Consider the following 20,385-nt stretch of genomic DNA (forward strand, 5'->3'; position numbering starts at 1 on the left):
CGGGAGTGTTGTGTTGTTGTGTTGTGTTTTTTTATTTTAAAGGTGACGGTGTCACGTCCTGCGGGATCGGACACACGTACGGTTTTTCTTGTAATTGTTGTTCGAACTCTTCACGGCATTTTTTCAGCAGCGCCGCGTCCTGCAGCAGGTTGAGCGCGGTCGCGCCCATCACTTTCCCGGCCAGCAGCATGCCTTTGTGAGCAATGGAGGTACGCCCCTGCGCCACCAGTTGCCAGGTATGCAGCGGCGTGCCGACGGTAAAGCAGGGGCTGAAGCACTGGGCGACCGGCATTTTCCAGCTGACGTCGCCCACGTCGGTTGAACCCGCCAGCACGTTGTCGGTGACGGCATAGGGCGCGACCTCATCCACCAGCAGCGTCTCCTGATGGCGCCGGGCAAAGGCTTTACCCGCGTCCCCCCCCGTCGCGGCAATATTTTTCAGGCTGTTTTGCAGATCGTTGGGCGTCAGGGTGGCGCGGATCTCGCGGGCAAAGTCGAGTTCCTCGGCGGTCCATTCTGGCGTGCCGTAGTGTCGCAACGCGCGATACATCGCCGCTTCAAGCGTACGGTTCGGCAGGTAGCTTGAGCAGGCTTTATCAAAGCGGCACTCGACGGTGGTTTCGGTCATCATCGCCGCGCCCTGGGCGATTTTTTCGATGCGCTCGTAGATCTGCTGCGCATCGGCCATCTCCGGGGCGCGGATCAGGTACAGCACCTCGGCCTGCGCCTGCACCACGTTGGGCGAGATCCCGCCGGTGTCGGTGATGGCGTAATGGACGCGCGCTTTCTCAATGATGTGTTCGTTGAGGAAGTTGGTGCCGGTGGTCATCAGCGTCACGGCGTCGAGCGCGCTGCGTCCCAGATGGGGGGAGTTGGCCGCGTGTGCCGCCACGCCGTGAAAACGCCAGGCGGCCTGAATATTCGCCAGCGTGCTGACGTTAAACATCCCGGCGTAGGCTTCCGGGTGCCAGGTGACGGCGGCATCAACGTCATCAAACAGGCCTTCGCGCACCATAAAGGTTTTCCCGGAGCCGCCTTCCTCGCCGGGACAGCCATAAAAACGCACCGTTCCGCTGCCGCCGTGCTGCTCCAGCCAGCTTTTCACCGCCACCGCTCCAGCAAGCGCCGCGGTGCCTAAGAGGTTATGCCCGCAGCCGTGGCCGTTGGCTCCCGGCGTGGCGGATTGCGCCGTCGCGCAGTGCGCCTGCTGGCTTAGCCCGGCCAGCGCGTCGTATTCGCCCAGCAGGGCGATGACCGGTTTCCCGCTGCCGAAGCTGGCAATAAAGGCATTTGGAATACCGCCGGCCTCGCGCGTCAGCGTAAAGCCCTCGGCCTCCAGCTCGCTGGCCAGCCGTTCGGCGGACCAGAACTCTTCAAAGCGGGTTTCAGGACGATCCCAGATCGCGTCGGCAATATCGGTTAACGTCCGACATCGCGTGTCGATCGCATCGGCAATAAAAGCGTAGTTCTCCTGCATTACACACCTCGCGTCCACGGGAAGTTGAGCGCAGTTCGCGCCAGCGTTTCAATGGTGATGGCCATAACCTGCTCATCGAAGTCGAATTTTTCATTGTGATGTCCGGCGCTCAAATCCGTGCCGAACACCATATAGGACGCCATGCCGCCGTTCTCCTGCACGCGGGCCATCATCAGCGTGGCGTCTTCGGAGCCTGCTGGCGCTTTCACCTTATCGATGGCGTGAATAACCCCGGAAACCTGGCTCGCCTGTTCGCGCAGGTAATCAACCCAGGCCGGCGTCGGCGCGCTGGAGGTGGCTGCACCCATCAGGCGCATCTCGGCGCGCACGCCGTAGAGCGCCGCTGCGCCGGTTATCACCGCCTGCGCGCGTTCAAAGACGTACTGATTAATCGCTTCGCTTTCGCCGCGCGTTTCAACCTTTATCAGGGCATTCGCGGGCACCACGTTGCGTCCGCTGCCCGCCTGCATCACCCCGACGTTCACCCGGGATGCGCCGTCGCTGTGGGGGGCGATGCTGTGCAGGGCGAGGGCGGCCTGCGCGGCGGCGAGCAGGGCGTTACGCCCGTCCTCGGGTTTACCGCCCGCGTGTGCGGCCACGCCGGTAAAGCTCACGTCAAACTTGGTGGTGGCCATAAAGTTATCGCTGCCGCAAATGACCGTCCCGGCAGGCACGCCGGTACCAATATGAATGGCCGTGAAATAGTCCACGTCGTCCAGCGCCCCGGCGGCAACCATGGCGCGCGCGCCGCGGGTGCCTTCTTCGGCAGGCTGGAAGATCAGCTTGATAGTGCCGCTGAGCTGCGCATCATTCTGCTTAAGCACCTGCGCCAGCCCCAGGCCAATAGCGGTGTGGCCGTCGTGCGCGCAGGCGTGCATCATTCCCGGATTGCAGGAAGCAAACCCGTCGCGGAACGGGCGATGGCTTTCATCCAGCGCTTCGCTTAAATCAAGGGCATCCATGTCGACGCGAAACGCCAGCGTCGGTCCAGGGCGGCCGGTATTGAGCGTCGCCACAATGCCGGTAAACCCGCCTTCAAACGGCGCCAGCCATTTATCAGGCGCGCCCTGCGCCCGCGCGCGGGCAAACTCTCGCGCCAGGGTAGCGGCATCGGGCAGCCCCATTCGGCTTTCGGCATCCACGACGTCGCGACCCATCGCCAGTTCATAACCCAGCGAATCGAGGATTTCCGCGACTTTCGCGGCCGTTCGAAACTCTACCCAGCCGGATTCCGCGAAATGGTGAAAATCGCGACGCCATGCGCTCAGCTGCGGGGATAACGTCTGGATGTACTGCGCCAGTGTGTCCATATCTGTTCCTGTCATCATTAAAATATGTGAACTGCTTCACGCTGTGATAGTTTTTACTTATCACTAACCGATTTTTCACAGTTTTAACCGTTCAGGAATTACCCTCGCACATCCCTTTCCATTAAAGTAGATGACAGTTTCTTTACTCTGATAAACAACGGTTATCGGTCGGGCTATGACATTCCAGATTAAATTTCATCAAATCCGGGCGTTTGTTGAGGTTGCGCGTCAGGGCAGCATTCGCGGTGCCAGCAGGACGCTGAATCTTTCGCAGCCGGCGCTGACCAAATCCATTAAAGAGCTGGAGGAGGGCATGGCGGCGCAGCTTTTCGTGCGCAGGAGTAAGGGCGTCGCGTTGACCGAATGCGGTGAGGGCTTTTACCAGCGCGCCAGGTTGATTCTGGAAGAGCTGCGCGCGGCGCAGGATGATATCCGTCAGCGGCAGGGGGAGCTGGCCGGGCAGATCAACATCGGGATGGGGGCCAGCGTTTCACGCACGCTTATGCCCGCCGTTATCACCCGCTTCCATGCGCAGCATCCGCAGGTCAAGGTGCGGATTATGGAGGGGCAGCTGGTGTCGATGATCAATGAATTACGCCAGGGCGAGCTGGACTTCACCATCAACACCTATTATCAGGGGCCTTACGACCAGGAGTTTACGTTTGAAAAGCTCTTCGAAAAACCGTTTGCGGTATTTTGTCGGGAAGGTCACCCGGCAATGGGAGCAACGTCAATTAATGAACTCCTGCATTATAACTGGACAATGCCGACGCCGCGGGGAAGTTATTATAAGCAATTAGAGGAGGTATTTAGCGATCGTTCGCAAATACCGCGAATTGGTGTGGTTTGCGAAACATTTTCTTCCTGTATTAGCCTGGTTGCGCAAAGTGATTTTTTAAGCATATTGCCGCAGGAGCTAGGGTGTGACCCGCTGCTGGCGCACCGTCTGGTCATGCTGCCGGTTGTCGAATCGCTTCCTAAAGCAACCTATTATTTAATTCAGCGCCGTGATTCACGTCAGACCCCCCTTGCTGAGTCATTAATTACGCAGTTCAGAAGGGAAGCCAGAAAAATAGTCGTCGCGTGACAGATATATAAAAAAAACAGGATCTGTCCGACATCAAACAGACCCTATAGTACACACAGCAGTGCGTCCTTTCGCCAATCCTGAGTATTATATCCATGAGGCAGGTATATTTAGGTATAACACCTTTTCCGAAAAATGAAAGGCAGGCGAGTGATTGATTTAATGAATTTTTAACATAAATCACGTATTTTAACTTTACTGAAATTTTAGTTAAGTCTGGTTTAACTTTCTTTAATAATGACTATATATATTCATCAGGTTAATATTATTGCCACGTATCGCCCTGTAACGGTGATTGAGGCCGGTCTCTGGCGCAGGTATAGTACAGTCCTCAGATGTAGCCGGAGGATGTCCATGAACCCTGACGACAAATCATTTTTTCTTGACGCCATGGAAGATGTCCAGCCCCTGAAGCGCTGCGCGGATATTCACTGGCAGCCCAGCCGCAATACGCGGGCGCGCGAGGAGGTGGATAGCGAACAGCTGGATAACTTCCTGACGCTGGATTTTCTTGACGTGCTTCCCCTGGAAGAACCGCTGGCGTTCCAGCGCGAAGGGGTACAGCAGGGCGTTATTGATAAGCTGCGCGCGGGTAAATATGCCCGCCAGGCCAGCTTAAACCTCCTGCGTCAGCCCGCCGAACGCTGCCGTCAGATGCTCTATTCTTTTATTCGTCAGGCCGGACGCGACGGGTTACGCAATCTGATTATCATTCACGGGAAAGGGCGCGAGCAGAACTCGCATCCCAATGTGGTGCGCAGCTATCTGGCGCGCTGGTTAACCGAGTTTGAGGAAGTGCAGGCCTTCTGCGTGGCGCTGCCGCATCACGGCGGCAGCGGGGCATGTTATGTTTCACTGCGAAAATCTGATGAAGCAAAACAGGAAAACTGGGAGCGGCACGCCAAGCGCAGCCGCTAGCGGGCGATCTCCTCGCCCGCCGATGACTCAGAACGTTTCCCAGTTGCTGTCGGTAGAGGCGGTAGTCGTCGCCGGGCTCAGCAGCTGTGGCGTTTTCAGATTAACCTGGCGTGGGGCGACCGCTTTTTCTTTGCCGTTCAGGCGAAACGCGGCTACCGCCTGGCGCAGCTGCTCGGACTGATCTTCCAGTGCCGCAGCCGCCGTGGCGGACTCCTGCACCAGCGCGGCGTTTTGCTGCGTCACGCTGTCCATCTGCGAAACGGCCAGGCTCACCTGCTCAATACCGCGGCTCTGCTCGTCAGAGGCAGATGAAATCTCACCCATGATATCGGTCACGCGGGTGACGGCGGCGACAATTTCCTTCATGGTGGTGCCAGCCTCGCTGACCTGCTCAGAGCCTGTATTCACGCGGCTGACAGAGTTCTCGATAAGCCCTTTGATCTCTTTCGCCGCCTGCGCGCTGCGGCTCGCCAGCGTACGGACTTCGCCTGCAACAACCGCAAAACCACGGCCCTGTTCCCCGGCGCGTGCCGCTTCCACCGCGGCGTTAAGCGCCAGAATGTTGGTCTGGAACGCAATGCTGTCGATCACGCCGGTAATATGCGCAATTTGCTGCGAACTGTCGGCGATTTCGTTCATGGTGCGAACCACGTTATCCACGACGTGACCGCCGCGCGCGGCCGTTTCAGAGGCGTTTTTCGCCAGCAGCGTGGCCTGACGGGCGTTATCGGAGTTCTGTTTAACCGTCGCGGTCAGCTCTTCCATGCTGGCGGCGGTCTCTTCGAGCGAGGCGGCCTGCTGCTCGGTGCGGGCGGAAAGATCGTTGCTCCCCGCGGCAATTTCGCCTGCGCCGGTGTAGATGGAATCGGTACTTCCACGTACGGCGCTGACGGTGGTCACCAGCGACTGCTGCATCTCATGCAGACCGGCGGCCAACTGACCCATCTCATTGCGACCGGAGATAGCGATCTCCTGCGTCAGGTCGCCCCCTGCAATAGCGCGAATATGGTTCATAATGGAGTGGAGTGGTTTTAACAGCAGGTGTTGTAAACCCTGCCAGATGACCACCAGAACCGCGATAACGGCCAGCAGAATAGCCGCCAGCGTCCACTGCATCTGCGTGAAGCTGCTCTGGTTCTCTTCGGTTGCGGCCTTCAGCAGGGTGTTGTTTTCGGCGCGCCAGCGGTTATAGACCGCTTCCATATCGTCCTGCGCCTGCTGGGCGTCCAGATCGCCATAGGCCTGGTAGTTGTCGGCGCGCAGATACTCAATCGATAAGCGCATCACTTCGTGCATCTGGTTCCAGGATTTCTGCATCTCGTCGGTCAATGCCGCCTGCTGGCCGTTAACCTGCGGCAGTTTCTGCCACTCTTTGTTATAGGCTTCGGCTTTTGCCAGCGAGTCGCCCGCGGTGCCAAGCAGTTTGTTGATCGCCGCAAGGGAAGCCGGGTCACGCTGGTTTTTCAGGTAGCGGATCGCCACGCGGGTGACGGTGACGCGTGTTTTCACCAGCGTGTTTACGCTGTCGCTCAGGCTTTCCTGCTGGGCATTGAGCACGCCGGAATTCTGGAAGTTATGGCGATCGTTGCTGACGGCAGAGTAGAACAACCCTCCCGTGACAACTTGCAGCAGACAGAATATGGTGAGGGCAAAGATAATACCGGTAATCACGTGCAGATTTTTCAGCATAGCGGTCGTCCGTTAGAAAGGATGCAGAGGTACACCAATACTATCGTCGTATAGAATTTAAACTTTAATTTAACTCGCGCTTAACTAAGGGCTCCGGTGAGGAACCTGTTGTAAATCCGGATCATTTTTATGAGGAAGGTTAACATGAGCAGCATTGATAAAAGCGGGACGTACGCGCTCGGGACGCGGACGGTTAAACGACTGGGCTACGGTGCGATGCAGCTCGCCGGACCGGGCGTTTTTGGCCCACCGAAGGATAAGCAGGCCGCGCTGGACGTGCTGCGCGAAGCGGTGGCGGCCGGGGTGAACCACATTGATACCAGTGATTTTTATGGTCCTCATGTCACTAACCAGCTGATCCGCGAGGCGCTTCACCCTTACCGGGACGATCTGACGCTCGTCACCAAGATTGGCGCCCGTCGCAACGACAAAGGCGCCTGGCTACCGGCCTTTTCCGCGCAGGAACTGACGCAGGCGGTGCATGACAACCTGCGTAATCTACAGCTGGACGTGCTGGACGTGGTGAATCTCAGGATCATGTTCAGCGCACACGGGCCGGCGGAAGGGTCGATTGCTGAACCACTCTCCACCCTGGCCGAATTACAGCAGCAGGGGCTGGTGCGTCATATTGGCCTGAGCAACGTCACGGCCACCCAGGTTGCGGAAGCCCAGAAGATGGTCCCGGTGGTGTGCGTGCAGAACATGTACAATATTGTGAACCGGGGGGATGACGCGCTGGTGGATCTGCTGGCGCAGCAGGGGATCGCGTATGTGCCGTTCTTCCCACTGGGAGGCTTTACGCCACTGCAATCTTCCGGGCTGCAGGCCGTCGCGGATTCACTGGGCGCCACGCCAATGCAGGTCGCGCTGGCATGGCTGCTGCAGCGTTCACCGAATATCCTGCTGATCCCTGGCACCTCTTCCGTGGCGCATCTGCGGCAAAACCTCGCGGCGGGGGAGCTGCAGCTGCCGCCTGACGCGCTGGAAACATTGAATACGTTGATGGACTGATCGGCACAGGCGCAAAGCCGTAAGTGTGCTTCCGGGCTTTGCGCGTTTTAAATCTTCTGACACTTCAAGGCGTTTGGGTTCGCCTTCGGAAATGACCTTGATCCCTGGCCATAATTCGTAATACTGTATTTATATACAGTATTTGGCGAGAAAGGCATTATGGACACTCTCTTTTCTTATCACCAAAAGCAAGTCATTGAATTACCTTTGTTTTTAGAGCGCGTTGCCTGTGGTTTCCCCAGCCCGGCGCAGGATTATGTTGAAGATCGTCTCGATCTTAACCGGCTGGCAGTAAGACACCCCAGTGCGACCTATTTTATCAAGGTGAGTGGAGACTCCATGATTGGGGCGGGGATCGGCGACGGAGATCTGCTGGTGGTCGATCGTTCGTTAAATGCCGACCATGGGGATATCGTCGTGGCGTCGGTCGCCGGTGAGTTTACGGTGAAAGAGCTACAGACCCGCCCGGTTCTGAGACTTCTGCCGCATAATGCTCGCTATCAGCCGATTACCTTTCAGTCCGAAGAGGAGCTGCAGATCTTCGGCGTCGTCACCCACACGCTCAAAACGCATAAACATGTTCGCGTTGGTTGATGTGAATAGCTTCTACGCCTCCTGCGAGCGGGTCTTCCGCCCCGATCTGCAGGGGAAGCCCATTGTGGTGGTTTCCAATAACGACGGCTGCATTATTTCGCTGTCGCGGGAGGCAAAGCAGTTCGGCATAAAAATGGGTGAGCCGTATTTTAAATTCAAAGAAAAGCTATATACGTCAAAGGTTTACGTATTTAGCTCGAACTATGCGCTGTATGCCGATCTCAGCAGTCGGGTGATGCAGACGCTGACCGATCTCGCCCCGGCAATAGAGATTTACTCCATCGATGAGGCGTTCGTGAACGTTTCAGGGGTCAGCCACTGCCTGTCGCTGGAAGCGTTCGGTCACCAGATGCGCACGCAGGTCTTAAAAAATACGGGCCTAACCGTTGGCGTCGGTATTGCCCCGACCAAAACGCTGGCGAAGCTGGCCAACTATGCGGCGAAACGCTGGGCCAGCACAGGCGGCGTGGTCGATCTCTCAGGCCGCGAGCGGCAGCGTAAGCTGCTGGAAAAGGTTCCGGTAGATGAGGTGTGGGGAGTAGGGCGGCGCATCACGAAAAAGCTCAACGCTATGGGCATCACCACGGCGCTGGAGCTGGCAGAAGCCTCATCCTGGGTCATCCGCAAACATTTCAACGTAGTGCTGGAACGTACGGCCCGCGAGCTGCGCGGTGAGCCCTGCCTTGATCTGGAGGAGTTCACCCCCACGAAGCAGCAAATCATCTGTAGCCGTTCGTTTGGACACCGTATTACGCAGTACGAGGAGATGCACCAGGCCATTTGCGCCTACGCGGAACGCGCTGCGGAAAAACTGCGCGGCGAGCATCAATACTGTCGTTTTATCAGCGTATTTGTCCGCACCAGCCCGCACGCGGACAACGAAATTTATTACGGCAATCAGGCTTCCGTCACCCTGATGACGCCCACCAATGATTCGCGGGATATCATCCGCGCCGCCACGGAGGCGCTGGGGCGTATATGGCTTGACGGATATCGCTATATGAAAGCCGGGGTCATGCTGGCGGACTTTTTCAGCAGCGGCGTCGCCCAGCTTAATTTGTTTGACGATAATCGTCTGCGCGCCAACAGCGCGGCGCTGATGGAGATGATGGACAGCGTAAATCATTCCGGCAAAGGGAAGATATGGTTTGCCGGGCAGGGTATTGAGAAATCCTGGGCGATGAAGCGTGAGATGCTGTCACCGGCCTATACGACGCGGTACGCCGATTTGCCGGTGGCGAAGTAGAAGATGGTTGCGTTATTTCTTTTGCGTCAACCAGGTTGCCGCAGCCGTCAGCACGCCGATCCACGGCATTTGGCCCGCACCGGCCAGGAAGTTGTGGCGATCGATCTCGTTATTTTTACGGATATCGGCAAGGCGGGTAAGCGCCTCTTTTTCATCCGCGGCGCCAATCTCCTCAAACTGTTTTTCAAACCCCTGAGCGATGAGCTGAGCGGCCGCATCGATGTTTGCGCTCTCGATCGCAATCAGGTTCGGGCCTTTTTGGAAAAAACGGTAATCCGGCATAAGTGCTCCAGAAAGAGGAGGATACGGTAAAAACACTCTATTCCTGGCGGTTAAAAAATGCACGTGATTTCAGGGGGAGCAATCAGTTTTTCTTGAGTATTTCAGGCAGTAACTGCTCTATTACGCTGACGACCTTTCTGACGCGCTGCGGAATAAAGCGGGCGTCAGGATAGACGGCATAGAGGAAGCGATCGGGTAACCGCCAGTCGGGCAGCACCGGTACCAGCGTGCCCGCCTGCAGCGCCCCGGCCACGAGCGGTCGCTGCATGCCGCCGATACCCATGCCGGATTCCAGCGCCTGCAGCAGCGCGTCGCTGGTGTTGGCACGGAAAACGGTATTCACGTTGACCTCGACCGTTTCCTCGTCAGAAATCAGGCGCAGGGGGGCATCCAGCGGAATACCGCTGAACCGTACGTGTGGCAGCGTGGTCAGTTCGCTGACGGCGTGTACCGCCTGAAAACCGGGAGCGGCAAACAGCGCGGCTTCAATCCGCCCCAGTACGCGAGCCGCGTGCGCCTGCGGAGGCTCACTGCTCAGCCGTATCGCGACATCCACGCCCTCCGTCACCAGATCGGCAAGGCGGTCATCCAGGGAAATCATCAGCTGCAGTTCGGGATGCAGACGCTGTAGCGCCAGCAGATGCGGCAAAATGATCTGCCCCAGGCCGCTCGGTAACTGGACATGGACGCGCCCCTGAACGCGATGATCGGCAGGATGCAAACGCCTCTCCGCTTCCCCCATAGCGTCCAGCACAAGCTGCATATCACGCCGGTAACGTTCACCCTGTTCGGTCAGCTTCATCGTACGCGTCGTACGGTGCAGCAGCACCACGCCAAGCTCATCCTCAAGTGCTGCGATCTGCTGACTGACGGCGGACTGCTTAATACCGGTCTGCCGGGCGGCCGCCGAAAACGAGCCCGCTTCAGCGACGCGTAGAAAGGTAGAAATGGCGGTGAGCTTATTATTCATTTAATGATTCTGCTTATAAGTTCCATCGATTTCAGGGGGTATCTCCAGAAAAAATAATAGATCACACTGCGTCTGTCACCTTTTCGGAGAAACACCATGAATAAGATGCAGCAACACAACGTCGCCCTGGTCGCGGGCGCCAGCGGCATTGTCGGCAGACAGCTGGTCAACACGCTCCTGCACCATCAGTGGGAGGTGATCGGTCTCAGTCGCCACGCGGTAACCCACCCGGACGGCATTCCCATGGTGAACGTCGATTTACTGGATGCGCAGGATACCGCGCGGGCGCTGGACGCCCTGGACGGTGTCACCCACATTTTTTACAGCGCCTGGGCGAACGCGGCGAACTGGACGGACATGGTTGAACCGAACGTCACCATGCTGCGTAATCTGGTCAGCACCCTCGAAAAAACGGCACCTTTGCAGACGGTAAGCCTGATGCAGGGGTACAAAGTTTATGGTGCGCATCTGGGGCCGTTTAAAACCCCGGCGCGGGAAAGCGATCCCGGCGTGCCGGGTGCCGAATTTAACGCCGCGCAACTCGCGTGGCTCAGCCAGTTTCAGCGGGGGAAAGGCTGGCACTGGAATGCCGTCAGGCCGGGCGTGGTGGGGAGCCCGATACCGGGCAATGTCATGAACCTTGCGCTGAGCATTGCCCTGTACGCCTCCCTGTGCAGGGCGCAGGGTTTACCGCTGCGTTTCCCCGGTTCGGAACAGGCCTGGCACAGCATCGTTGACCATACCGACGCCGGGCTGCTGGCCGAGGCCACGGTATGGGCCGCCGCGTCACCGGCGGCACAGAATCAGGCGTTCAACGTCAATAATGGCGATATCTGGCGCTGGAGCGAGCTGTGGCCGCGCATCGCACGCTGGTTTGAACTGGACTCTGCGCCGCCGGTGAGGCTGTCATTTCATCAGCTGTTTAACGACTATCGCGGCGTATGGCGCGAGCTTGCCGAAGAGCGGCTGGCGGAAGCGGATATTTTGCAGCTGAGCGACGGGCATTTTGCCGATTTTGTCTTTGGCTGGAATTACGACATGTTTGGTGACGGGAGCAAGCTGCGCAGGGCGGGCTTCACGCAAATGCAGGCCACCGATGAGATGTTTTTCCGCCTGTTCGCGCAGCTGAGAGCCGCGCGGATTATTCCCTGATGAGCCTGGGCGTCCTGGTGCAGGCCAGGACCCCGGGTGCTTACTCAACCGTTAACGCATTCACAACCTCGGCCACGCTTTTCACGCTGTGAATATTCCCAATCCCCGTGCCGAGCGCGATATAGCCTTCATCGGTGTTATCTTCCAGCATGCCCAGGCGCAGGCCCCGCAATCCTCCCATCGCCTTGCCCAGCGCGTCGTTGCTTGCGCCTGCTTTATCCATCGCCGCCAGTTTTTCCGCCAGCCTGCCGGGAAGAGCGCGGTAGTAGTGGGGCACGGTGCGGAAAAGCAGCAAATCGAGACCGTTGGCGGCAACGATTTTCTCTTTGACCCCCTGCGGCACGCGGCTTTCTTCCGTGCTGATAAAGACCGACCCGGCAAACACGCCTTCCGCGCCCAATGCATGGGCCGCTCTGGCGGTGCGATTGTCGGTAATGCCGCCCGCGGCCATCACCGGAATGTGCTTCACGGCATCGGCAATCAGCGGCACGATGGAAAAGGTGCCAAGCACCGTTGCGGGTAACGTCCCGCCCTCATCAAAACCGGTGGCGACGATAATGTCAGCCCCCATTTCTTCTGCGAGGCGGGTGTTCTCAGGCGTTGGGTTGATGTCGCGGTAGATAATGGCGATACCCGCTTCTTTTAACTCGCGGAACAGCGCGGGAATAATGCTGCCTTCCCCATAGCCCGTATACACCACGGCCCTGACGCCTTCGTCTTTCACCACCTGAAGAATAGGCCCAGTCCAGACGTCATTAACGGCCGTGGGGATCAGGTTCACGCCAAAGGGTTTCTCGGTCAGCCGTTTGGTTTTACGAATTTCTTCGCGCATTTTTTCGGCGGTCTCTTCCGGCGTGGAGACCGCGGTGTTGGCGGTTAAACCGGCATTGGGTCCCAGCACGCCGAGCCCTCCGGCATTGCTGACCGCTGCGACCAAGCGGGCATCCGTGAGCCAGGATAACGGCCCCTGAATAACAGGTTTTTCGATGCCCAGGATCTGACAAATACGGTTATTTTTCATAGCAGACTCTCCCTTACGTTTGAATGGGGAAGAGTGTAGGGCGCAGGATTGTTAGGAAAAATAGCCAAAAATATTCATCACTGTTATAAAATTAATAACAATCATATTATCCTGCTCGCGGCAAAAGCATTCCTTATGCAAATAAACCTCTTTGAATCTATTCGAATTTTTATTGAAATTGTCGAGTCAGGCAGCCTTAGCCAGGCGGCGGAGAATCTGCAGGTCCATCGCCCGGCAGTCACCAAAGCGTTACAGCTTCTGGAGCAGCACAGCGGCACCCGGCTACTGCAGCGCACAACGCGTCGGATTAGCCTGACCCCGGATGGGGAGGCCTTTTATCGCCGGAGTAAACCCCTGCTGGCGCAGGCGGACGAATTACTGGAGTCGTTTGGTACGGACCGGGCAATACACGGCCAGCTGCGTGTGGATATGCCGGTCTCTTTTGCCACGCTGCGGGTCATACCTAATCTGCCTGATTTTTATCGTCAGCATCCTGAGATCGACATCATTCTGAGCAGCTCTGACCGCCGTCGGGATATGCTGCGGGATGGCCTGGACTGCGTGCTGCGCGTGGGAGAGCTGGAGGACGGTGACTACATCGCGCGTAAAATCGGGAACATTAAAATCACGACCTGCGCCAGCCCGGCCTGGCTGGCAAAACACGGTGCGCCAGAAACGCCGGATGATTTACGCAAACATCAGGCCATCAACTGGATTAATAACAGCAGCAGACAAATTCATCCGTGGACGTTTAAAACGCCAGAAGGCATCGCGGAAATTACCCTGCCCGGTAAGCTTGTCGTGGATAACTCCGAAGCTTACATCGCGGCAGGCCTTGCCGGGCTGGGGTTAATGCAGGGGATGAATCTCTTTCTCCAGCCTTACATAGACCGTGGTCTTCTGGTTGAAGTCCTGCCGGACTATCGCTCGCCGGACCGCAAGCTGTCACTGCTCTATCCACACCGCCACCTCTCCCGCAAGGTGCGGGTCTTTACCGAGTGGCTGGAAAGTCTGGTGTGAAAACAGCCAGCTCGTGACAAAGCGCCAATCTGTTCCACGGCGTTCAGCAGGCGGGGCGTAGGTTCGTTTGCGCAGTTCAGCCGCAGAAAGTGCGTGAGTTCTGCGGCAGGTGAAAACAGGGGGCCAGGGCTGACGCCAATGCCCAGCGCCAGCGCGCGACGGTGCACCTCCAGCGCGTTGACCCGCTGAGGCAGTTCAACCCACAGCAGGAAACCGGCAGCGGGTACGTTAACGCGCGTACCGGGCGGAAAGCTCGTCTTGACCTGCTCCACGACGGCGTGAACGCCCTCTGCGATCCGGCGCTTCAGCCGCCGCAGATGGCGATCGTAGTCGCCGCTCGCCAGAACCTCGCTCGTCGCCGCTTCCAGCAGCGGGGCGCCAGCCCATTCTCCGGCCATGCGCGCCTGTAAGACCTGCGGGGAGTAGCGTCCGGCGGCGATCCAGCCGATTCGCCATCCGGGCGCAAGCGTTTTAGACAGGGAACTGCAGTAGATCACATTCCCGCTCTGGTCGAACGCCTTGCAGGCCGGAGGGCGTTGCCCCTCGCCGACCAGGTCACCGTAAACATCGTCCTCAATCAAGGGAATACCTGCCTCTTCCAGCAGGGCAACCAGTTCCTGCTTGCGCGCGACGGGCATGCTGGCACCCAGCGGGTTTTGCACGGTGGGCGAGGCCAGAACGGCCGCAGGGCGGTGGCAGCGAATGGCGTCCGCCAGCGGTTCCAGCAGCAGGCCTTCCACAGGGTCGGTGGGGATCGCTAAGGCCTTCAGGCCTAAATCCTCCAGCAGCAGGAGCGTGCCAAAGTAGGCTGGCTGCTCAATCGCCACGACATCACCCGGCTGGCACACGGCCCGAAGGGCCAGGCGCAGCGCCTGCGTCGCGCCTGCGGTAATAATGAGATCGTCCGCGCCGAACCGGGCTCCCCACTGGGCAGAGCGCGCGGCAATCTTGCTTCGCAAATCCCGCCTTCCCGGGGGCAGGCTGTAGCTCTGTCCATGCGCGTCCAGACGACGGCCCGCAGAGTGCAACGCCCGCTGCAGCGCATCTCCCGGCAGCCACGCGGGATCGGGCAGGGCGGCTCCCAGCGGGATCAGCCGGGCTTCTGCACTGCTGAACAGCGACCGGGCCACGGCGGACATGGTGACGGGGACCGGGCCCGGCGTGGAGCGCGCGGGCTCCGCGCGCGGAGGCTGGCTGGTCTGACGGATGTAATAGCCTGACCGCGGGCGCGCAACGATCAGCCCTTCAGCCTCCAGGCAGCGAAGGGCCTCCAGCGCCGTCGGAAGGCTAACGCGCTCGCGTTCGGCCAGTTTGCGCGCGGAGATCATCCTGTCACCGGCGCGCAGCGCGCCGGACGTAATGGTAAGACGCAGCATATCGGCAATACGGCGATAGTGGGGAGAGGACTGGGACGGGGCAGACATGGGTAACTGTTCAGGCTAATTTTCGATAAAACTGACTATACAGCCAATGATGCGCGCCATCTATAGTGTCCGGCATGTTCAGGACAAGGAGGCATTATGCAAAGCGATAACTTCAACATTTCCACCTATTTCAAACGCATAAACTATACCGGACCGGCGGTTGCCGATACGGCCACTCTGCATGCGCTGATGCGCCATCAGCTCTTTTCGGTCCCCTTTGAAAATCTGGACGTTCAGGCGGGGAAAATTGTCTCGCTGGCACCAGACGATATTGCCGATAAGGTATTAACGCAGGGGCGCGGCGGCTACTGCTATGAGGTAAACGGACTTTTTGCCATGGCGCTGGAGGCGTTAGGGATATCGTACCGCTTCGTGGCGGCGCGCCCGATGTTCTACCCCTCGCGGCGGCCGAAAACCCACATGGCGATCGTCGCTGAGGTAGATAGCCGACAGTGGCTTTGCGACCTCGGGTTCGGCAGCTACGGCATTCGCGCGCCGATGGCGCTGGACACGCTTGATGTGGATATCACGCAGGATTTCGACACGTTTCGGCTAAGCCGCAGCGCGGAGGGCGAATATCTGCTTGAGGCGAAGGTTGAGGGAGTGTGGGCCCGGCAGTACGGCTTTGATCTCACCCCTCAGGAATGGATTGATTTCGTCCCGGCCAACTACCTTAACTCCACGCACCCGGATGCCATCTTTGTGCAGAAGCGGGTAGTGGTGCAGCACAGCCCGGAGGGACGCCAGATTTTGCTGGGCGATATGCTGAAAACCATCACGGTGAACGGCACTGAAACGCGGAAACTGGCGGAGGATGAAATCCGCCATGTCCTGAAAGACCGTTTTGCGCTGACCGCCGCGTAATCTACTTGGGAACGAGGGGGCCTCAGCGCAGTCCGTCTTTTGCGGCGTTGCGCTGAGCGCCCCACTGTAACAGCAGGCTAAACGACGCGGGTAACACGGTCAGCGTCACCAGCGTCGCGACCAGCAGCCCGCCGATAATCGCATAGGCCATTGGCCCCCAGAAGACCTGATGAGAGATCGGGATCATGCCCAGGATGGCGGCGCAGGCGGTCAGGCAGATGGGTCTGGCCCGGTGCTCCGCGGCCGCCATAATCGCGGCATCGTTTGCCATCCCCTGAGCAAGATTACCGTCAACCTCGCTAATCAGTATCACCGCGTTGCGCACGATCATTCCCGCCAGAGCGATGACGCCCAGCAGCGCGACAAACCCCATCGGCGTGCCGCCGGGCAGCATAGCCAGCACGATCCCCGGCAAGCCAAACGGGGCCATCAGGAGGGCCAGCAGCATCCGGGAATAACGCCGCAGCTGGAGCATCAGCAGCAACAGCATGATGACCAGCGTCACCGGAAGAACGGTAAAGACGGAGCTGTTCCCCTTATCCGATTCGGCAACCGCGCCGCCTTCTTCAATGCTGTAACCTGCCGGCAGGCTCGTGCGCAGCTTGTCGACCACCGGACGCAGCGCCGCGGATACCGCTTCAGCCTTCATCCCCGGGGTAAGATCCGTTTGCACCGTGATGAAGGGCACGCGCTGCCGACGCCAGACGACCGGATCGTCCACGCCCCAGACCGGCGTCGCGACGGCGCTGAGCGGAATTTTTTTACCGTCATTCCCCTGAATCGTGAGCGAGGAGAGGGTGGCGGTGCTGTGACGTGCATCGTCCGTGGCCCGCAGCACCACGTCGACAAGGCGGTCATTATCCCTGATGGAGGTGACAACGCTGCCGGACCAGACGGTGTTCAGCGTGCGGGCGAGGCTTTCTGACGATATTCCCGCCGCCCTGGCCGCCGTCTGATTTACCTTTAAGGTAATGACCCTCTCCGGCTCTCCGGCCGTCTGGTTAACGTCGCGTGAGAGCGGAGACCGGCCAATCGCGTCCGTGAGGCGGTTCGCCAACGCCCGGACCTGCAGATAATCAGGCCCGCTCACCCGGTATTTGATGGGCCAGCCGACGGGCGGCCCCAGCTCAAGGGGCGACACGCGCGTAATGATGTCGCTAAATTGCGTCGCCAGGATCCTGTTCAACTGGGCATGCAGACGATCCCGCGCCTCAAGATCTTTAGCCACCACGACCATCTGGGCGATGTTTTCATTTTCCAGCAGCACGTCCATCGGCAGGTAAAAACGGATGGCGCCCGACCCGACGTACGTCGAATAGCGATCGATATTGCTGTTTCCGGCCAGCGCTTTTTCCAGCTTTTCCACCTCTCTTAGCGTTTCCGGCTGCGACGCGTTGGCCGGAAGCGTCAGGCTGACCAGCAGCTCTGGCCTGTCCGAAGCGGGGAAAAACTCGCCCTGCATAAACGTCGTGCCGTACGCTGACAGCCCCAGCGCGGCAAGCGCAATCAGCACGGTAGCCACTCGGTGACGCAGTGCCAGGCGTAAAAGCCGTCCGTACCCGCGCGCGATCCTGCCGGGTCCCGCCGCGTGATGTCTGACTTTTTCCGGCAGCAGCCACGTGCCCGTCAGCGGCGAAAACAGGATCGCGACAGCCCAGGAGCAGAGCAGGGCAATGAGCACCACCGCAAACAGGGAAAAGCAGTATTCACCGGCGCTGGAGGCCGCAAAACCAACGGGAATAAAGCCGGCAATCATCACCAGAGTCCCGGTGAGCATCGGGAAGGCCGTCGTTTTGAATGCATGGGTGGCCGCGTGCCGACGGGAATCCCCCGCTTCCAGCCGGGAGACCATCGTTTCGACGGCGATCATCGCGTCATCCACCAGCAGGCCCAGGGCAATGATCAGCGCCCCGAGCGAGATACGCTGAAGGCCAATACCTGCGAGCATCATGCCGGCAAAAGTCATGGCGAGCACCAGCGGAATGGCCGTCGCCACCACCAGTCCAGCCCGTAAACCCAGCGAGACAAATGAAACCGCCAGCACGATAACAACGGCTTCGATAAGCACCCGGATAAACCCGCTTACCGCGTCACTGACCACCGCTGACTGATCGGCGACTTTCACCATCTCGATACCGTGCGGCAGCCCGGCGCTGAGGGCCGCCATTCTGTCATTCAGCGCGGCGCCGAAACGCAGCATGTTGCCCGTTGGCGCCATCGACACCGCCAGCCCGATAGCCGGCTTGCCGTTCACCCGGTAGGCCGGAGCCGGTGGCTCGGCGATTTCGCGGGTGACGGTGGCAATATCGGTCAGCGGAATATAGCGATTGTTCACGTGCAGCGTGACGGCGCGTAAGCTCTCTTCAGTCGTGAGCGCACCGCTGACCTTTATCGCCATGTTCTCCTGTCCGGTACGCATAACGCCAGCCGGGACAACCGCATTTTGCGCCCGGAGGGCGTCGGCAACTTCCTGAATATCGAGCCCCATACCGGCAAGGCGCGCCGGAGAAAAGGCGAGAATCCACTGCTCCTGCTGTTCGCCCAGCAGGGTGGTTTTGCCCATATCCGGCAGGGACATCAGCTCGCGACGAATTGTCTCAGCGCGCTCCCGCACCTCCCGCAGGGTGAAACCTTCGGGAATAAAGGCGTAAATTGTGCCGAACGTGTCGTCAAACTCGTCGTCCACGGCAGGGCCCTGCACCCCTTCAGGCAGGGACGGCGCGATGTCCTGCATTTTTTTGCGAACCTGATACCAGATATCGGGCACGCGTTGCGGGGGCGTATCGTCACGAAGGTTGACGTGGATAACGGTGCGTCCGGCACGGGTTTCACTTTCGAGATAGTCCAGCCAGGGCGTTTCCTGCAGCTTTTTTTCAAGCGTATCGGTCAGCAGACGGGTGGTATCCGCTACGGAGGCTCCCGGCCACTGGGCGGAGACAACGGCCGTTTTAATGGTAAAAGCCGGATCTTCATTACGCGGCAGCTTCTCATAGCAAAACACGCCCATCGCAATCACCAGCAACATCAAAAAGCTGACCATCTGCTGGTTCTTCAGCGCCCAGGCGGAGAGGTTAAATTTCGCTTCCGATCCCGTGTTCATGGCTGAACCTCTCCGGCAACCACCGGCTCGCCGGACCGCAATGTGCTCACGCCCGCCGTAATCACCCTGTCGCCTGGCTCAAGGCCGGAGGCAATCATGACGGAGGTGGCCGTATAGCTCGCGGGCACCACCGCGCGCAGCTGCGCCCGCGACTGCGGGGTAATCACAAAAACGGCCGGTTTGTCGCCGACGCGGGTCAGCGCCGAGGCGGGAAGGGTGTAGCCGTGCGGGGCTGACGATGGCAACGTGACGGTAACGCTGGCGCCCAGCGCCATGGCCGCCGGCGGGTTTTGCAGGGTGGCCCTGACGCGCCAGGTGCGGGTCTGAGGATCGGCCTGTGGGGTGATATCCCGCAGCGCGGCAGACGCCTGTACCGACGGGTCGCTGAGCAGGGAAACCCGCAACTCCGCCCTATCCAGAGGCGGGATCGCATCCGGAGTGGCAATATCGAACGCCACGTCGCGACCTTCTCCGGTCGCCAGCGTCAGCACGGACAGACCGTCGCTGACAACCTGTCCCGCAGAGGCGTTCACGGCCGTGATGACGCCCGCCTGCGGCGCGATCAGGCGCGTCCAGCCGAGGCTTTCGCGGGCATTTCGCCAGGCGGCCTCGCTGCTTTTTAAGCGCGCGCGGGCGACAAGCCAGTCCGCACGGGCGCTGTCGAGCTGCGTGCGGGCTATCGCGCCCGTTGGCATAAGCTTTTGCATTCGACTGACGTTAAGCGCGGCGACCTGCGCAGAGGCTTTGGCACCCTCAAAGTCGGCCTCAGCGCTGTCGAGCTGGTTTTGCCCGGTCGTATTGTCAAGCGTGGCCAGCAGCTGTCCGGCAGTGACCCGGTCGCCAATATCAACGCTGCGCGTCAGTATCCGGCCCCCGGTTCGAAAGCTCAGGGTCGTTTCATCGTGGGCATGGATCTCACCGGTTCTTTCCAGCGCGGGAAGGGTTTGGGCGGTGCCAACGACGACGTAGCGTACCGCTCGCGCGGGGTCGGGCTTATTTTCGTGTTTATCACCGCAGCCGGTCAGCGGAAAAATCGCCAGCGCAAGCAGGGCCAGGGGAAGAAAATGCAGCCAGGAAAAGGTGCGCGCCACGCCGTACAAATGATGCAGGCAGTGGCGCAGAGAGAGAAAAAATTCGTCTGACATAACGCCGCTCCATAAAGGGAATGGCGTTATTAAATGCGGGCTACGTCGAGAAAGATTCGACGTTCTGTCAAGGCT

Annotated in this window: 16 protein-coding genes and 1 pseudogene; 8 read left to right on the top strand and 9 right to left on the bottom strand. The window is 59.2% G+C overall.

Features of this window, described 5'->3' with window-relative positions; translation table 11 throughout:
• Positions 1 to 31: 31 nt before the first annotated feature.
• A complete protein-coding gene (locus tag F0320_RS09590; RefSeq protein WP_126328383.1) occupies positions 32 to 1,477 on the bottom strand; it encodes a M20 family metallopeptidase in 1,446 nt (481 codons plus the stop codon).
• A complete protein-coding gene (locus F0320_RS09595; protein ID WP_126328384.1) occupies positions 1,477 to 2,787 on the bottom strand; it encodes a M20 family metallo-hydrolase in 1,311 nt (436 codons plus the stop codon). Before F0320_RS09595 ends, F0320_RS09590 begins: the two co-directional genes overlap by 1 nt.
• Before the next feature lie 175 nt (positions 2,788 to 2,962).
• On the opposite strand from F0320_RS09595, the gene F0320_RS09600 reads away from it, so the two are divergent.
• Together F0320_RS09600 and smrA are read left to right on the top strand one after the other, a co-directional pair.
• Entirely contained in the window at positions 2,963 to 3,874 is a 912-nt protein-coding gene (locus F0320_RS09600; RefSeq protein WP_047652176.1) for a LysR family transcriptional regulator, read from the top strand.
• Positions 3,875 to 4,228: 354 nt separating this feature from the next.
• The gene (gene smrA / locus F0320_RS09605) at positions 4,229 to 4,792 is read left to right on the top strand and encodes a DNA endonuclease SmrA (RefSeq protein ID WP_032640096.1); all 564 of its coding nucleotides are present in this window, start codon (positions 4,229 to 4,231) and stop codon (positions 4,790 to 4,792) included.
• A gap of 27 nt (positions 4,793 to 4,819) precedes the next feature.
• On the opposite strand, the gene tcp is transcribed toward smrA, so the two are convergent.
• Positions 4,820 to 6,481, bottom strand: coding sequence for a methyl-accepting chemotaxis citrate transducer (tcp, locus tag F0320_RS09610; protein ID WP_126328385.1), 1,662 nt, complete (start codon positions 6,479 to 6,481; stop codon positions 4,820 to 4,822).
• Between the two features lie 144 nt (positions 6,482 to 6,625).
• Between tcp and F0320_RS09615 the strand changes: the two genes are divergently transcribed.
• From F0320_RS09615 to umuC, 3 genes are all read left to right on the top strand, one after another.
• Positions 6,626 to 7,492, top strand: a complete 867-nt coding sequence (locus F0320_RS09615) for an aldo/keto reductase family oxidoreductase (RefSeq protein WP_126328386.1) — start codon at positions 6,626 to 6,628, stop codon at positions 7,490 to 7,492.
• A 159-nt stretch (positions 7,493 to 7,651) separates the two neighbouring features.
• Positions 7,652 to 8,086 carry a translesion error-prone DNA polymerase V autoproteolytic subunit gene (umuD, locus tag F0320_RS09620; RefSeq protein ID WP_126328387.1) on the top strand — a complete coding sequence of 145 codons (435 nt, stop codon included), beginning with the start codon at positions 7,652 to 7,654 and terminating at the stop codon, positions 8,084 to 8,086.
• A complete protein-coding gene (umuC, locus tag F0320_RS09625) occupies positions 8,070 to 9,332 on the top strand; it encodes a translesion error-prone DNA polymerase V subunit UmuC (RefSeq protein WP_126328388.1) in 1,263 nt (420 codons plus the stop codon). Before umuD ends, umuC begins: the two co-directional genes overlap by 17 nt.
• Positions 9,333 to 9,344: 12 nt before the next feature.
• Here umuC and F0320_RS09630 read toward each other — a convergent pair whose 3' ends face one another.
• Both F0320_RS09630 and F0320_RS09635 read right to left on the bottom strand, forming a co-directional pair.
• Positions 9,345 to 9,614, bottom strand: coding sequence for a hypothetical protein (locus F0320_RS09630; RefSeq protein WP_126328389.1), 270 nt, complete (start codon positions 9,612 to 9,614; stop codon positions 9,345 to 9,347).
• Between the two features lie 82 nt (positions 9,615 to 9,696).
• A complete protein-coding gene (locus F0320_RS09635) occupies positions 9,697 to 10,584 on the bottom strand; it encodes a LysR family transcriptional regulator (RefSeq protein WP_047652182.1) in 888 nt (295 codons plus the stop codon).
• A gap of 96 nt (positions 10,585 to 10,680) precedes the next feature.
• On the opposite strand from F0320_RS09635, the gene F0320_RS09640 reads away from it, so the two are divergent.
• On the top strand, positions 10,681 to 11,736 hold the full coding sequence (locus F0320_RS09640; protein WP_126328390.1) for an SDR family oxidoreductase: 1,056 nt from the start codon (positions 10,681 to 10,683) through the stop codon (positions 11,734 to 11,736).
• Between the two features lie 40 nt (positions 11,737 to 11,776).
• Here the strand turns inward: F0320_RS09640 and F0320_RS09645 are convergent, their stop codons facing one another.
• A complete protein-coding gene (locus F0320_RS09645; protein WP_126328391.1) occupies positions 11,777 to 12,757 on the bottom strand; it encodes an NAD(P)H-dependent flavin oxidoreductase in 981 nt (326 codons plus the stop codon).
• Between the two features lie 135 nt (positions 12,758 to 12,892).
• Between F0320_RS09645 and F0320_RS09650 the strand changes: the two genes are divergently transcribed.
• On the top strand, positions 12,893 to 13,777 hold the full coding sequence (locus F0320_RS09650; RefSeq protein ID WP_126328392.1) for a LysR family transcriptional regulator: 885 nt from the start codon (positions 12,893 to 12,895) through the stop codon (positions 13,775 to 13,777).
• On the opposite strand, the pseudogene F0320_RS09655 reads toward F0320_RS09650, so the two are convergent.
• Positions 13,749 to 15,201, bottom strand: a pseudogene (locus tag F0320_RS09655) (PLP-dependent aminotransferase family protein). The gene F0320_RS09650 and the pseudogene F0320_RS09655 sit on opposite strands and share 29 nt — an antisense overlap.
• 96 nt (positions 15,202 to 15,297) lie before the next feature.
• Here F0320_RS09655 and F0320_RS09660 point away from each other — a divergent pair.
• Entirely contained in the window at positions 15,298 to 16,065 is a 768-nt protein-coding gene (locus tag F0320_RS09660) for an arylamine N-acetyltransferase family protein (protein ID WP_149323833.1), read from the top strand.
• 22 nt (positions 16,066 to 16,087) lie between these two features.
• Here the strand turns inward: F0320_RS09660 and F0320_RS09665 are convergent, their stop codons facing one another.
• Positions 16,088 to 19,165: an efflux RND transporter permease subunit gene (locus F0320_RS09665; RefSeq protein ID WP_126328395.1), complete on the bottom strand. Its 3,078-nt coding sequence runs from the start codon at positions 19,163 to 19,165 to the stop codon at positions 16,088 to 16,090.
• The gene (locus F0320_RS09670; protein ID WP_126328396.1) at positions 19,162 to 20,310 is read right to left on the bottom strand and encodes an efflux RND transporter periplasmic adaptor subunit; all 1,149 of its coding nucleotides are present in this window, start codon (positions 20,308 to 20,310) and stop codon (positions 19,162 to 19,164) included. Before F0320_RS09670 ends, F0320_RS09665 begins: the two co-directional genes overlap by 4 nt.
• Between the last annotated feature and the right edge of the window lie 75 nt (positions 20,311 to 20,385).

The sequence above is a fragment of the Enterobacter dykesii genome, assembly GCF_008364625.2.
Classification (GTDB): domain Bacteria; phylum Pseudomonadota; class Gammaproteobacteria; order Enterobacterales; family Enterobacteriaceae; genus Enterobacter; species Enterobacter dykesii.

Bases quoted from the DNA above. Each gene is read 5' to 3' on its own strand.
- F0320_RS09660 (WP_149323833.1), top strand. From the start codon at position 15,298: ATGCAAAGCGATAACTTCAACATTTCCACCTATTTCAAACGCATAAAC.
- F0320_RS09650 (WP_126328392.1), top strand. From the start codon at position 12,893: ATGCAAATAAACCTCTTTGAATCTATTCGAATTTTTATTGAAATTGTC.
- tcp (WP_126328385.1), bottom strand. From the start codon at position 6,481: ATGCTGAAAAATCTGCACGTGATTACCGGTATTATCTTTGCCCTCACC.
- F0320_RS09645 (WP_126328391.1), bottom strand. From the start codon at position 12,757: ATGAAAAATAACCGTATTTGTCAGATCCTGGGCATCGAAAAACCTGTT.
- umuC (WP_126328388.1), top strand. From the start codon at position 8,070: ATGTTCGCGTTGGTTGATGTGAATAGCTTCTACGCCTCCTGCGAGCGG.
- F0320_RS09590 (WP_126328383.1), bottom strand. From the start codon at position 1,477: ATGCAGGAGAACTACGCTTTTATTGCCGATGCGATCGACACGCGATGT.
- F0320_RS09630 (WP_126328389.1), bottom strand. From the start codon at position 9,614: ATGCCGGATTACCGTTTTTTCCAAAAAGGCCCGAACCTGATTGCGATC.
- F0320_RS09670 (WP_126328396.1), bottom strand. From the start codon at position 20,310: ATGTCAGACGAATTTTTTCTCTCTCTGCGCCACTGCCTGCATCATTTG.
- F0320_RS09640 (WP_126328390.1), top strand. From the start codon at position 10,681: ATGAATAAGATGCAGCAACACAACGTCGCCCTGGTCGCGGGCGCCAGC.
- smrA (WP_032640096.1), top strand. From the start codon at position 4,229: ATGAACCCTGACGACAAATCATTTTTTCTTGACGCCATGGAAGATGTC.
- F0320_RS09595 (WP_126328384.1), bottom strand. From the start codon at position 2,787: ATGGACACACTGGCGCAGTACATCCAGACGTTATCCCCGCAGCTGAGC.
- F0320_RS09665 (WP_126328395.1), bottom strand. From the start codon at position 19,165: ATGAACACGGGATCGGAAGCGAAATTTAACCTCTCCGCCTGGGCGCTG.
- umuD (WP_126328387.1), top strand. From the start codon at position 7,652: ATGGACACTCTCTTTTCTTATCACCAAAAGCAAGTCATTGAATTACCT.
- F0320_RS09600 (WP_047652176.1), top strand. From the start codon at position 2,963: ATGACATTCCAGATTAAATTTCATCAAATCCGGGCGTTTGTTGAGGTT.
- F0320_RS09615 (WP_126328386.1), top strand. From the start codon at position 6,626: ATGAGCAGCATTGATAAAAGCGGGACGTACGCGCTCGGGACGCGGACG.
- F0320_RS09635 (WP_047652182.1), bottom strand. From the start codon at position 10,584: ATGAATAATAAGCTCACCGCCATTTCTACCTTTCTACGCGTCGCTGAA.